Below are 13,431 nucleotides of genomic sequence, written 5' to 3' on the forward strand. Positions count from 1 at the left end.
GTTCGCGCCGACCGATCGTGCGCGGTAGAGACTCGATGAGACGCCACGCGACGAGTGTGCTCGGTCCATCGCCGATCTCACGTAGCGTCGTCCCCGCCGATGCCACTAGGGGGATGTGATGGTTGAGAATCTAACTCTGAGCGACGAGCCGCTCGACCCTTCGCAGCCCGCACAAGACCGACTGGACCATGCATCGCTGGCGCAGCGAATCGCCGAGGTGCTCGAAAGCTTGCGATCTGAAGACAGCTCCAGCGTTCTTGCGTTGATTGGCGCCTGGGGCGCTGGTAAGACGTCGACTTTGCGTTCAGTCGCTTCGCGCGTGGAGACCATGGAGGGTAGATGGCTCACTGCCACATTCAACCCTTGGCTCTTTTCGGACGAAGAGTCCTTGCTTTTGGGGTTCTTGAAGACGCTTCAGGATGTGATGCCACGCGATCGGCGGTGGAAGCGGGCCCGTGAATCTGTAGGCAGGTTTGGCCAGGCGATCAGCCCTCTTGGAAAACTGACTAGCCTGGTGGGGGGTTGACTCATCGAGCATCTTGGAGTCGTTCGGTCGTAGCTTGGCAGAGGGGCCTAACGCAGCAAAGGCGCAGGCCATCCTGACAGGAGAATTGAAGGCGCTCCAACGTCCCATCCTGCTTATTTTCGACGACTTGGATCGACTGGCTCCTAGTGAATTGCTTCAAACGCTAAAACTTGTGCGATTGGTGGGTCGCCTTCCTCACGTTTACTACTTGCTCGCATACGACGAAGAAACGCTGCTTGAGACCTTGTCCCGAACTGAGCTCGTGGGCGATGAGCGAGGACGGGCCCTAGATTATCTCGAGAAGGTCATTCAAGTGCGCCTGGACATGCCACCTCTCCGGGATCACCAGGTTTCCGAATTGTTCAACGATTGCTTCTTCAATGGTCTCTTAACGCGTGCTCCGAGTGTGACTATTGATGAGACGGCTGCTGAGCGACTCGGTAAGGCGTACTGGGAAATTCTCATCCACACGCTCCGGACGCCGCGGTCAATCAAGCGCCTATTCGCGCAGGCGGAGGTCGCGGTCGGACTTGCCGCGAAGGGAGAAGCTGATCTCGTCGACCTTTTCCTCATCAACTACATCAGAACGCATGAGCCGTCGCTTTATCGCGCCCTTCCGAGGCTCCGGGGGGACCTGCTGCGAACTCCTGCCGGTCTATTTTCAAAACAGCGGGACTTCGCAGAGCTGCTCGAACAGTGGCGGGATGCATTGAAGAATGCACATGTCCGTGCTGACAACGTCGAAGGCGTCCTGAGGTTGCTTCGAGTCTTGTTTCCCGCGCTAGATGCGAAGCTCTCTGGCTCGACCCTGCCGCGCGGTGACTATGACATGGTGGCACGACGCCGCGGCGTTGGGCATGAGGACTATTTCGATCGATACTTCGCTCTCGAGGTGCCACGAGAGGATCTTCCAGACGCAGTAGTCGCCGAGGCATTCGCGGCCGCAGATAGCGAGACGCCGTCATCGAATATCGATGCAGTACGCGATACTCTAGCGAAGGAACCAGGTCGCGTTCTGCGCAAACTGGAATCGCAACTCAGGATCGCTGATGACTCTGTATTGCATGCCGTCCGATGGGTCGGGGCTGCCTACCATCACATGCCAACGGACCAGGGTCTATTTGACTATCGAGGCCGAAGTGAGGCGGAAAAGTTCATCGAGCGAATTTTCTCACAGGTGGACGAGGAGCGCGGGCTCCAAATGTTGTCGGAAATGTGCGACATGGATGGCGGCATTCTTCTCGCCGTGACCGTGTGCGCGTCAATCTTGCGCGACAGACACGAACCTGCAATACATTGGCGGGAGCGAGCTTCGGCATTCGTGGCGCAGAGAGTGCTTGTCGCGATGGCTCCATATACCGACGAACCTCTAACTGCCCTCGGGAACCGGCCGATGCACTTCCTGTGGATGTGGTGGCATGTGGACCCCGAGGCTGCGACCGGGTGGGTTCGCGCTCAGATCTTAGAGGGGAGATGGGACGCGCTGGAGTTCGTTGCCGCCAACGTTCCGATCGCCGTCGGGGCCACAGGCGAGGTCATCTCACAGTTTGACGTGGCAGACCTGGAGCGTTGGGTGCCTCTTGACTTTGTTCTTGAGCGCTTGCGTCCGGACTTGGAGCGGCTGGCCGACGACATCGAAGAGTTCGATCGTTGGGAGAAGAAGCCGACCCCCGAGAATCTTCGACTCGCTGCACTCAAGGCATTGGCGGCCCTGGCCGCACGACGGCAGCCAGGCGGAGGCGCGCAGCAGGGGGATTCCGAATAGGTCGCCCGGGCCTGCGACAAGCGGTTGAGACGGCGGCGAAAGGCTTGCGTCCTTCTAGGCCGTTCGCAGCAGTTTCGACGCACGCCCATTCTGGGCGGACTGCCCGCCTACGACAGCCCGATGATCGTCCCGTCGTCCGCCAGGTCGATCCGCGCCGCGGAGGGCTCGCGGGGCAGCCCGGGCATGGTCATCATGTCGCCGCAGACCACCACCACGAACCCGGCGCCGGCGGAGAGGCGTACCTCCCGCACGTGCAGCTCGTGGCCCGAGGGCGCGCCGAGCGACTTGGGGTCGGTGGAGAACGAGTACTGGGTCTTGGCGATGCAGACGGGCAGGCCGGAGTAGCCGTCGCGCTCGATGCGCTCCAGCCGGCGGCGCGCCTTGGCGTCCCACGTCACCAGCCCGGAGCCGTAGAGCCGGGTGGCGATCGCCTCGACCTTCTCCGTCAGCGACAGGTCGTCGTCGTAGGTGAAGGAGAACTCCTGGGCGGACGGCTCGGCCAGCGTGGCGAGAACGCCCTCGGCGAGGTCCTTGGCGCCGTTGCCGCCGTCGGCGACGTGCGTGGCGGGGAATGCGCGCACGCCCTCGTCGGCGACCAGCTCGACCACCCGGGCCACCTCGGCGTCGGTGTCGGTGGGGAAGCGGTTGACCGCGACGACGCACGGGATGCCGTAGACGTCGCGGACGTTGGCGAGGTGCCGGCGCAGGTTGGCCATGCCGGCCTCGACCGCGGCGACGTCCTCGGTGCCGAGGTCGGTGAGCGCCACGCCGCCGTGGTACTTGAGGGCACGGACGGTGGCGACGACGACCGCCACGTCGGGGCGCAGGCCGGACTTGCGGCACTTGATGTCGACGAACTTCTCCGCGCCGAGGTCGGCGCCGAAGCCCGCTTCGGTGACGACGAAGTCCGCCAGCCGCAGCCCCGCCCGGGTGGCCATCACCGAGCTGCAGCCGTGGGCGATGTTGGCGAACGGGCCGCCGTGCACGAAGGCCGGCGCCCCTTCGAGGGTCTGGACGAGGTTGGGTGCCAGCGCGGTGCTCAGCAGGACGGCCATCGCGCCGTCGGCACCGAGGTCGCGCGCGGTGACCGGCTTGGTCGAGCGGTCGTAGCCGATCACGATGTCGCCGATGCGGCGCTTGAGGTCGGCGCGCGACTCGGTGAGGCAGAAGATCGCCATCAGCTCGGAGGCGACGACGATGTCGAACCCGTCCTCGCGCGGGAAGCCGTTGGCGTGCCCGCCCATCGCCACGACGACCTCGCGCAGCGCCCGGTCGTTGGTGTCCAGCACGCGCTTCCACGTCACGCTGCGCACGTCGATGTCGAGCTCGTTGCCGTGGTGGACGTGGTTGTCGATGAGGGCGGCGAGCAGGTTGTTGGCCGCCGCGATGGCCGCGAAGTCGCCGGTGAAGTGCAGGTTGATGTCGGTCATCGGCACGACCTGGCTCCAACCGCCACCCGCGGCGCCGCCCTTCATGCCGAAGACCGGTCCCATCGACGGCTCCCGCAGGCAGGCGACCGTGCGGTGGCCCAGTCCGTGCAGCGCGTCGGTGAGGCCGACGGTGGTGGTGGTCTTGCCCTCGCCCGGCGGGGTCGGCGACAGCGCCGTCACCAGGACGAGCTTGCCGAGGGGGCGGTCCGCCAGCGAGGTGAGGTAGCCGATGTCGACCTTCGCCTTGTCGTGCCCGTAGGGCACCAGGTGCTCCTCCGCGATGCCCAGCGTCTCCTCGGCGATCTCCCGGATGGGGCGCAGGACGGCGGCGTTGGCGATCTCGATGTCGGACTGCATGGCGGCTCCTCAGTGGTGGTGCCGTCGGTTCAGCGGAACACGACGGTGCGCTCGCCGTTGAGCAGGACCCGCGACTGGGCGTGCCAGCGCACCGCCCGTGAGAGCACCTGCGCCTCCACGTCGCGTCCTGCCGAGACGAGCATGTCCTGGTCGTAGCCGTGGTCCACGCGCAGGACGTCCTGCTCGATGATCGGCCCCTCGTCGAGGTCGCCGGTCACGTAGTGCGCGGTCGCGCCCACCAGCTTCACGCCACGGTCGAAGGCCTGGTGGTAGGGCCGGGCTCCCTTGAAGCTCGGCAGGAACGAGTGGTGGATGTTGATCGCCCGCCCGGACAGCTGGCGGCACAGGTCGTCGGAGAGCACCTGCATGTAGCGGGCGAGCACGACCAGGTGGGCGCCGGTCTCGTCGACCAGCTCCATCAGCCGCTTCTCGGCGTCCGCCTTGGTCTCCGGGGTCACCGGGACGTGGTGGAACTCCACGCCGTACGACTTCGCCAGCGCGCCGGCGTCGGGGTGGTTGGACACGACGGCCGGGATCTCGATCTGCAGGGCGCCGGTGCTGGCGCGGAACAGCAGGTCGTTGAGGCAGTGCAGGTGCTTGGAGACCATGATCAGCGTGCGGTAGGGCGCGGCCGCCGCCCACAGCTCGAACTCCATGCCGAACCGCTCGGCGACCCCGGAGAACGCACTGCGGAGCGCGTCGGCGCCGCCGGGAGCGTCGGCGTCGAAGCCGATCCGCATGAAGAAGGTGTCGGTGAGGCGGTCGCCGAACTGCTGGCTCTCCACGATGTTGGCCCCCTGCTCCACCAGGAAGCCCGAGACGGCGTGGACGATGCCGGGGCGGTCGGGGCACGAGAGGGTGAGGACGTACGCGGCTCCGCCGGGGCCGTGCGGCATGGTGTCTCCTGACGAGTGGTCGGCCGTGGTGGCCGGCGTGGTGGTGGCGATGGGACCGCTGCTGTTGCGCTCCACGGAACGCAGTCTGCGATACGCAACAGCCGCTGCGCTAGTGTCCCCCCATGGCGAAGGGTGCCGACGTGCAGGACCGGGGCGAGGAGCAGGCGCCCGCGAGCTCCGCCGTGACGGGTGCGGGTGTGCAGTCGGTCGACCGCGCGCTGGGGATCCTCGAGGTGCTGGCGCGCACCGGCGAGTCCGGCGTCACCGAGATCGCCGGCGAGCTCGGCGTCCACAAGAGCACCGCCTTCCGGCTGGTCGCGACGCTCGAGGCGCACCGCCTCGTCGAGCAGACCGCCGACCGCGGCCGCTACCGCCTCGGGATGGGCATCCTCCGACTGGCGGGCGCCACGACGGCACGCCTCGACCTCGTGCAGGAGGCCCGCCCGATCGCGCGCCAGCTCGCGGCCGACACGGGCGAGACGGTCAACATCGCCGTCCTCGCCGAGAGCTCCGCGCTCTACCTCGACCAGGTCGCCGGCTCCTCGGCCCTCCAGCCGCACAACTGGGTCGGGCAGCACATCCCGCTCCACGCGACGAGCAACGGCAAGGTGCTGCTGGCCGGGCTGGACGAGCCGGGCCTGGAGGCCGTCCTCGGCCAGCTGGCGACGTACACCCCCCACACGATCACCCGGCGCGCGCAGTTGCGCGAGGAGCTGGCCCAGGTCCGCGAGCAGGGCCACGCCGTCGCCGTCGACGAGCTGGAGGTCGGCCTCACCGCGGTGGCCGCGCCGATCCGCAACGCGCACGGCGACGTGGTCGCCTCGATCAGCGTCTCCGGACCGTCGTTCCGGCTGCCCGAGGACCGGTTGGTCGAGGTGGTCCGGGCGGTCGTCGAGGCCGCCCGCGAGGTGTCCCACCGTCTCGGGTGGGGTCACAGGTAGGTCACACTGTCCCCACCACCCGGGGCTCGACCCTTGACGGGACAGGGGCGGCGCACCATCCTTCGGGGTGTCTCGCCGGTTGCGCTCGGAGCACCTGGTTGCGACATGCGCAACAACTCACCGAGGGCAGGACACGCGTGCCGGATCTCTACATCGACGGAGCGTGGGCGACCGCGCTCTCCGGGGCGCGCCGCGAGATCCGGTGCCCGGCCGACGGCACCCTCGTCGCCGAGGTCGACGAGGCCGAGGCAGTCGACACCGAGGCCGCCATCGCCGCCGCCCACGCGGCCTTCCACGACGGCCCCTGGCCCACCACCTCCGGCCGGGAGCGCGGCGACCTGCTGCTGCGGCTCGCCGACCTCCTCGAGCGCGACACCGACCTGATCGCCCGGATGGAGGCGCTCGACACGGGCAAGCGCTTCGTGGAGGGGCAGTACGACGTCGCCGACGTGGTCTCGGTCTTCCGCCACTACGGCCGCACGGCGACCGAGGAGGCGGGCCGGGTGGTCGACACCGGTCGGCCCGACGTGGTCAGCCGGATCGTGCACGAGCCGATCGGGGTGTGCGCCCTCATCACCCCCTGGAACTACCCGCTCCTCCAGGTGTCCTGGAAGGTCGCGCCCTGCCTGGCCACGGGCAACACGTTCGTGCTCAAGCCCAGCGAGCTGACCCCGCACTCCGCCATCCACCTCATGCGGCTGCTCGAGGAGGCGGGACTGCCGCCCGGGGTGGGCAACCTCGTCCTGGGCGCCGGTGCCACCGCCGGGGCGCCGCTCTCGACGGACCCGCGGGTCGACATGGTGTCCTTCACCGGCGGCATCGAGACCGGGCGCCGGATCGGCGCAGCCGCCGCTGCGACGGTCAAGAAGGTGGCGCTCGAGCTCGGCGGCAAGAACCCCAACATCGTCTTCGCCGACGCCGACCGCGACGTGGCGCTCGACTACGCCCTGACCGCGGTCTTCCTGCACTCCGGCCAGGTCTGCTCCGCGGGTGCGCGCCTCCTCGTCGAGGAGTCGATCCACGACGAGTTCGTCGACGCCCTCGTCGCCCGCGCTGGCGTGATCCGCCTCGGCGGTCCCTTCGACGACGACGCCGAGACCGGTCCGATCACCAGCTCCGCCCACCGCGACAAGGTGGAGGCGTACGTCGCCCGCGGGCTCGCCGAGGGAGCGGTGCTGCGCTGCGGCGGTGCCCGCCCCGACGACCCGGCGCTGGCGGACGGCTTCTACTACCTCCCGACGGTCCTCGACCGCTGCACGACGTCGATGTCGGTGGTGCAGGACGAGTCGTTCGGGCCGGTGCTGACCGTCGAGACGTTCCGCGACGAGGACGAGGCGGTGACCATCGCCAACGACAGCATCTACGGCCTCGCCGGGGCGGTGTGGACGCAGGACGCCGGGCGCGCCGAGCGCGTCGCCGCGCGGCTGCGCATGGGCACCGTGTGGATCAACGACTACCACCCCTACGTCCCCCAGGCCGAGTGGGGCGGCTACAAGCAGTCGGGCACCGGGCGCGAGCTCGGGCTCGCCGGGCTCGAGGAGTACCGCGAGACCAAGCACGTCTGGCACAACGTCCGGCCGGCGGTGCAGAGCTGGTTCTCGCCGAGGATGCCGGGGTAGGCCGTGGCTGCGGACCGGTACGACGTCGTCATCGTGGGTGGTGGGTCGGCCGGCTGCGCGCTCGCGAACCGCCTCTCCGCGGACCCCTCCACGTCGGTGCTCGTGCTCGAGGCGGGCCGCACCGACCGCTTCGACCCGCTCATCCACGCCCCGGCGGCGCTGCCGTTCCCGATCGGCAACTCCCTCTACGACTGGAAGTACGAGTCCGAGCCGGAGCCGGCGATGGACGGGCGCCGGATCTACCACGCCCGCGGCAGGGTCCTCGGCGGCTCGTCCTCGATCAACGGGATGATCTTCCAGCGCGGCAACCCGATGGACTACGAGCGGTGGGCCCGCGAGCCGGGCATGGAGGCGTGGGACTACCGCCACTGCCTGCCCTACTTCAAGCGGATGGAGTCGCTGGTCATGCCCGATGGGCAGGTCGGCGCCGACGCCTGGCGGGGCGGGTCGGGTCCGCTGGTGCTCGAGCGGAGCCCGGCCACCAACCCGCTCTTCAGCGCGTTCTTCGAGGCGGCGCAGCAAGCCGGCTACCCCCTCACCGACGACGTCAATGGCTACCGCCAGGAGGGCTTCGGGCGCTTCGACCGCAACATCGTCAAGGGCGTGCGGATGTCGGCCGCCCGGGCCTACCTCCACCCGGTCATGAAGCGCAAGAACCTCACGGTCGAGACCTTCGCCCAGGCCACCCGCATCCGCTTCGAGGGCACCCGCGCGGTCGGCGTCGACTACCTCCGCGCCGGCCGCCGCCACGAGCAGGTGAGCGCGGGCGAGGTCATCCTCTGCGGCGGAGCGATCAACTCCCCGCAGCTGCTGCAGCTGTCCGGTGTCGGCAACGCGGAGCACCTGCAGCCGCTGGGCGTGGAGATGGTGCAGGACCTGCCCGGCGTGGGGGAGAACCTCCAGGACCACCTCGAGGTCTACATCCAGTACGCCTCGCTCCAGCCGGTCTCGATCGTCGAGGGCCTCAAGTGGCGCAACCGGCCGCTGGTCGGGCTGGAGTGGCTGTTCAGGCGCACCGGCACGGCGGCCTCCAACCACTTCGAGGGCGGCGGCTTCTGCCGCTCCAACGAGGACGTCGACTGGCCCAACCTCATGTTCCACTTCCTGCCGATCGCGATCCGCTACGACGGCTCCGCGCCCGCGGGGCAGGACAAGTACGCCCACGGCTACCAGGTCCACATCGGCCCGATGTACGCCGACACCCGCGGGTGGGTGCGGATCGCCTCGACCGACCCGCGGCAGAAGCCGCGGATGCTCTTCAACTACCTCTCGACCGACAACGACAGGAGGGAGTGGGTCGAGGCGGTGCGCGTCGCCCGCGACATCCTCAACCAGCCGGCGTTCGCTCCGTTCAACGGCGGCGAGCTCTCGCCCGGTCCGTCGGTGAGCACCGACGAGGAGGTCCTCGACTGGGTGCGCCGCGACGCCGAGACCGCGCTGCACCCGTCGTGCACCGCCAAGATGGGCACCGACGACCTGTCCGTCACCGACCCCGCGAGCCTCCGGGTGCACGGCACCGAGCGCTTGCGCGTGGTGGACGCCAGCGTCTTCCCGTTCGTCACCAACGGCAACATTTACGCGCCCGTGATGATGGTCGCCGAGAAGGCTGCCGACCTCATTCTGGGTAATACGCCGCTCGCTCCCGCCGACGTGCCCTACTACCGGCACCGTGACCAGTCCCCGCTCCACCCGCCCGGGGACCCGCGCAACGCGGTCCCCGCCGGTTCCGTCCACCACCCAGCGGAGGAGCAGCCATGACGGCAGCCCTGTCGGTCGACAGTCTCTGGAAGATCTTCGGTCCCCGCTCGGACCGCATCATCGGCACGGCCGACGCTGAGCTGTCGCGCGCCGAGCTCAAGACCAAGACCGGCAACGTGGTCGGGGTCAAGGACGTCTCCTTCGAGGTCGCACCCGGCGAGGTGTTCGTCGTGATGGGCCTCTCCGGGTCCGGCAAGTCGACGCTCGTGCGGCTGCTCACCCGCCTCATCGAGCCCACCAGCGGGACGGTGTCGCTCAACGGGATGGACATCACCTCGGCCTCGGAGAGCCAGCTGCGCGACGTACGCCGCACCCAGGTCTCCATGGTGTTCCAGCACTTCGGGTTGCTGCCGCACCGGCAGGTCATCGACAACGTCGCCTACGGGCTCGAGGTGCGCGGCGTCCCCAAGAAGGAGCGGCGGGAGAAGGCCGGGCAGGTCGTCGACCTCGTCGGTCTCACCGGCTACGAGAAGTCCTACCCCGACCAGCTCTCCGGCGGCATGCAGCAGCGGGTCGGCCTGGCCCGCGCCCTGGCCGGCGACCCGGAGATGCTGCTCTTCGACGAGCCGTTCTCCGCGCTCGACCCCCTGATCCGCCGCGACATGCAGAACGAGGTCATCCGACTGCACCGCGAGCTCGGCAAGACGATGGTCTTCATCACCCACGACCTCGCCGAGGCCCTCAAGCTCGGTGACCGGATCATGATCCTGCGCGACGGGGCGATCGTGCAGATCGGCACCCCCGACGAGGTCGTGGCCCGCCCGGCCGACGACTACGTCAAGGACTTCGTCTCGGAGGTCCCGAAGTCGCACGTGCTGACGCTGAAGTGGGTGATGCGCGAGCCGCGACCCGGTGAGTCGATGGACGGGCCGGCGCTGCCGGTCTCGACGATCGTGCGCCAGGCCGCCCGGGCCGCCATCGCCTCCGAGCACCCGATCCGGGTCGTCGACGGCGACCGGCTCGTCGGGGTGGTCGACGAGGAGGACATCATGCGCGTCGTCGTGGCCGAGGAGGAGCCGTGACCGCCACCGCGACCGATCCGGAGGCCGCACCGCGGCGCGTCGAGCCGGGCGCGCCGCCGCCGGTCGAGGCCGAGGCCCACCTCAGCCGCTGGATCCCCGCCTCCGCGGTCGTGGTGGCGTGGATCGTCGTGTGGTCCTTCACCGAGGGCACGGACACGCTGCCGCTTCCGGGCGTGGCCCGCACCGAGCTGCACGACGGCTTCACCGAGCTCCAGAACTGGCTGCTCGCCGGGCGCGACACCAACCCGGTCATGCAGGTGACCAACGCGATCGCTGAGTTCTTCCGCTCCTGGGTCGACTGGCTGCAGCGGATGGTCGTCAAGCCCAACCTGCCCCGGCCCGTGCCGGAGATCGGCTGGCTCGGCGTGGTCGCGCTGGCGACGTACGTCGGGCTGGCGATCGCGAGCTGGCGGATCGCGATCCTCGTGTGCGCCTCCTTCCTGTCCTTCGGCGTCCTCGGCTTCTGGCAGGACTCGCTCGACCTGCTCATCGTCACCGGCATCGCGGTGACGATGGTCGTGGTCATCGGGATGCCGCTGGCGGTGCTCATCGGCACGCACGCCGGCGCCAACCGGGTGGTCACGGTCTTCCTCGACCTGATGCAGACCATGCCGACCTTCGTCTACCTGCTGCCGATCGTGCTCTTCTTCGGCATCGGCACGAGCGCCGCGGTCGTCGCGACGCTCATCTACGCGCTGCCGCCCCTGATCCGCATCGCCGGCTTCGGCATCCGGGAGGTGCCGGAGACGACCATCGAGGCGACCGACTCGGCCGGGCAGACCTACTGGCAGCGGCTGCTCAAGGTGCAGGTCCCGATGGCGCGCAAGACCATCATCGTGGGCCTCAACCAGACCACGCTGGCCGCACTGTCGATGGCGACGCTGGCCGCGTTCGTCGACGGCCCGGGGCTCGGCCAGCCGGTGCTGGATGCACTGCGGATCAACGACGTCGGCGCCGCCGTCGTCCCCGGCGCACTGATCGTGGTGATGGCGGTGATGCTCGACCGCACCACGACGGCGGCGAGCGAGCGCGCGGAGAAGGTCGCGCGGGGCGGGGGTGGTGACCCGCGGGTGCGCCGCGTGCTGCTCCTCGTCGGGGCCGCGGCCACGCTGGTGGCCGTCTACCTGTCGCGCACCTACGTCACCCTCGCCGAGTTCCCGACCTACGGCATCGGAGACCGGATCGGGTCCGCGGTCGGCGACGGCGTCGACTGGTTCACCGACACCTTCGGCGAGCTCACCGGGGCGTTCAAGGACGCGATCACCAACGCGCTGCTCAACCCCATGCAGTCGCTCCTCGCGGAGTCGCCGTGGTACGTCTCGTTCGCCGCGATCTCCGCGCTCGCGTTCGTCTTCGGCGGCGCGCGGGCGCTGGTCTCGACGCTCGTCTGCCTGGCCGGCATCTACTACCTCGACCTCTGGCACGACGCGATGATCACCCTCACCATGACCATGGTCGCCACCGTGCTGGTGATGGCGCTGGCCCTCGTCTTCGGGGTCTGGATGGCCCGGGACCGCCGGGTGGACCTCGGCATCCGGCCGATCCTCGACGCCGGTCAGACCATCCCGCCGTTCGTCTACCTCATCCCCGTGCTGGCCCTCTTCGGCCCGTCGCGGTTCACCGCCATCGTCGCCGCCATCGTCTACGCCGCCCCGGCGGCCATCAAGCTGGTCGCCGACGGGGTCAAGGGCGTCTCGCCCACGACGATCGAGGCGGGTCGATCGACCGGGCAGACCACGTGGCAGGAGATCGTCAAGGTGCAGCTCCCGATGGCGCGGGGCTCGCTGGTGCTGGCCACCAACCAGGGCCTGCTCTACGTCTTGTCGATGACGGTCATCGGCGGCCTCGTGGGAGCCGGTGCGCTCGGCTTCGACGTCGTCTACGGCTTCTCCCGCAGCGAGGCGTGGGGCAAGGGACTCGCCGCCGGCCTCGCGATCGTGCTGCTCGGCATCATGCTCGACCGGATCACCCGCGCGGCGGCCGACGTGCGCCGCGACGACGGGCCCGGCACGCGGCGGGCCTTCCACATCCGGCTGCCGATCGGGCCGCCCCACTGACAACCACCGGTCCTGTCGACCGCTGAGGAGAGAAGGAGAACCACCATGAGGATCGTCACGAGCCGGGGGGCTCGGCTGGGGGCACTCGCCACCGTCGCCACCCTGGCCCTCTCTGCGTGCGGGGGCGGGTCCATCGAGGCCGAGACCGAGGCCAACGAGTCGCAGGCCGCCGAGGCCGGCGGCGAGTGCGGTGAGCTCAACATGGCCGTCAACCCGTGGGTGGGCTACGAGGCCAGCGCCTACGTCGTCGGCACCGTCGCCCAGGACCAGCTGGGCTGCACGGTCAACTACAAGGACCTCAAGGAGGACGTGTCCTGGCAGGGCTTCGGCACCGGCGAGGTCGACGTCGTCATCGAGGACTGGGGCCACCCCGACCTCGAGAAGAAGTTCTTCGAGGGCGAGGGCGACGGCACCGCGATGGACATGGGGCCGCAGGGCAACGTCGGCATCATCGGCTGGTACGTCCCGCCGTGGCTCGCCGAGGAGCACCCCGACATCCTCGAGTGGGAGAACCTCAACAAGTACGCCGCCGACTTCGCCACCTCCGAGTCCGGCGGCCAGGGCCAGTTCCTCGGCGCCGACCCGTCGTACGTCCAGTTCGACGAGGCGATCGTGAGCAACCTCGACCTCGACTTCAAGGTCGTGTTCTCCGGGTCCGAGGCCGCCAGCATCGAGGCGTTCCGCAAGGCCGAGGAGAACAAGGAGTTCCTCATCGGCTACTTCTACGAGCCGCAGTACTTCATGGCCGAGGTGCCGCTCGCCAAGGTCGCCCTGCCGCCCTACGAGGAGGGTTGCCAGGCGGACCCGCAGGACGTCGCCTGCGACTACCCCGAGACCGAGCTCAAGAAGATCGTCGGCACCGACTGGGCCGCCTCGGACTCCACCGCCGTCGGGCTGGTCGAGAACTTCGAGTGGACCAACGAGGACCAGAACGTCGTGGCCGGCTACATCGCGGGCGACGGCATGTCCCCGGAGGAGGCCGCGACGACGTGGATCGAGGACAACCAGGACAAGGTCGACGCCTGGCTCGGCTGACGGCCGCCGTCCCGGTCGACCCTTG

The 13,431-nt window shown here is 69.0% G+C and carries 10 protein-coding genes; 8 read left to right on the forward strand and 2 right to left on the reverse strand.

Going from position 1 to position 13,431, the window contains the following annotated elements:
- Nucleotides 1-118 precede the first annotated feature (118 nt).
- Both SHK17_RS21165 and SHK17_RS03285 read left to right on the forward strand, forming a co-directional pair.
- Entirely contained in the window at nt 119-526 is a 408-nt protein-coding gene (locus SHK17_RS21165; protein ID WP_405030394.1) for a P-loop NTPase fold protein, read from the forward strand.
- 34 nt (nt 527-560) lie between these two features.
- Nucleotides 561-2,291, forward strand: a complete 1,731-nt coding sequence (locus SHK17_RS03285; protein WP_322921066.1) for a P-loop NTPase fold protein — start codon at nt 561-563, stop codon at nt 2,289-2,291.
- A 107-nt stretch (nt 2,292-2,398) separates the two neighbouring features.
- Here SHK17_RS03285 and SHK17_RS03290 read toward each other — a convergent pair whose 3' ends face one another.
- Together SHK17_RS03290 and purU are read right to left on the reverse strand one after the other, a co-directional pair.
- Complete coding sequence (locus SHK17_RS03290; protein ID WP_322921067.1) at nt 2,399-4,078, reverse strand: formate--tetrahydrofolate ligase; 1,680 nt, start codon at nt 4,076-4,078, stop codon at nt 2,399-2,401.
- 29 nt (nt 4,079-4,107) lie between these two features.
- Nucleotides 4,108-5,049, reverse strand: a complete 942-nt coding sequence (purU, locus tag SHK17_RS03295) for a formyltetrahydrofolate deformylase (RefSeq protein WP_449867032.1) — start codon at nt 5,047-5,049, stop codon at nt 4,108-4,110.
- 47 nt (nt 5,050-5,096) lie between these two features.
- On the opposite strand from purU, the gene SHK17_RS03300 reads away from it, so the two are divergent.
- The 6 genes from SHK17_RS03300 to SHK17_RS03325 all read left to right on the forward strand — a co-directional run bounded on the left by SHK17_RS03300 (nt 5,097) and on the right by SHK17_RS03325 (nt 13,406).
- Complete coding sequence (locus tag SHK17_RS03300) at nt 5,097-5,915, forward strand: IclR family transcriptional regulator (protein ID WP_322424977.1); 819 nt, start codon at nt 5,097-5,099, stop codon at nt 5,913-5,915.
- Nucleotides 5,916-6,052: 137 nt separating this feature from the next.
- On the forward strand, nt 6,053-7,534 hold the full coding sequence (locus SHK17_RS03305; RefSeq protein ID WP_322921068.1) for an aldehyde dehydrogenase family protein: 1,482 nt from the start codon (nt 6,053-6,055) through the stop codon (nt 7,532-7,534).
- A gap of 3 nt (nt 7,535-7,537) precedes the next feature.
- Nucleotides 7,538-9,292 carry a choline dehydrogenase gene (betA, locus tag SHK17_RS03310; protein ID WP_322921069.1) on the forward strand — a complete coding sequence of 585 codons (1,755 nt, stop codon included), beginning with the start codon at nt 7,538-7,540 and terminating at the stop codon, nt 9,290-9,292.
- Entirely contained in the window at nt 9,289-10,314 is a 1,026-nt protein-coding gene (locus SHK17_RS03315) for a quaternary amine ABC transporter ATP-binding protein (RefSeq protein WP_172269660.1), read from the forward strand. The genes betA and SHK17_RS03315 overlap by 4 nt, the downstream gene beginning before the upstream one ends.
- Nucleotides 10,311-12,371 (forward strand): ABC transporter permease, encoded by a 2,061-nt coding sequence (locus SHK17_RS03320; protein ID WP_322921070.1) that lies wholly within the window; start codon nt 10,311-10,313, stop codon nt 12,369-12,371. Before SHK17_RS03315 ends, SHK17_RS03320 begins: the two co-directional genes overlap by 4 nt.
- A gap of 45 nt (nt 12,372-12,416) precedes the next feature.
- Nucleotides 12,417-13,406, forward strand: a complete 990-nt coding sequence (locus SHK17_RS03325; protein ID WP_322424973.1) for an ABC transporter substrate-binding protein — start codon at nt 12,417-12,419, stop codon at nt 13,404-13,406.
- Nucleotides 13,407-13,431: the final 25 nt, after the last annotated feature.

Origin of the sequence: Nocardioides renjunii (genome assembly GCF_034661175.1) — a bacterium.
Lineage (GTDB): Bacteria > Actinomycetota > Actinomycetes > Propionibacteriales > Nocardioidaceae > Nocardioides > Nocardioides renjunii.

Coding starts and splice junctions, on each gene's coding strand:
- SHK17_RS03300 (WP_322424977.1), top strand. CDS start 5,097: ATGGCGAAGGGTGCCGACGTGCAGGACCGGGGCGAGGAGCAGGCGCCC.
- SHK17_RS03325 (WP_322424973.1), top strand. CDS start 12,417: ATGAGGATCGTCACGAGCCGGGGGGCTCGGCTGGGGGCACTCGCCACC.
- SHK17_RS03315 (WP_172269660.1), top strand. CDS start 9,289: ATGACGGCAGCCCTGTCGGTCGACAGTCTCTGGAAGATCTTCGGTCCC.
- SHK17_RS21165 (WP_405030394.1), top strand. CDS start 119: ATGGTTGAGAATCTAACTCTGAGCGACGAGCCGCTCGACCCTTCGCAG.
- SHK17_RS03290 (WP_322921067.1), bottom strand. CDS start 4,078: ATGCAGTCCGACATCGAGATCGCCAACGCCGCCGTCCTGCGCCCCATC.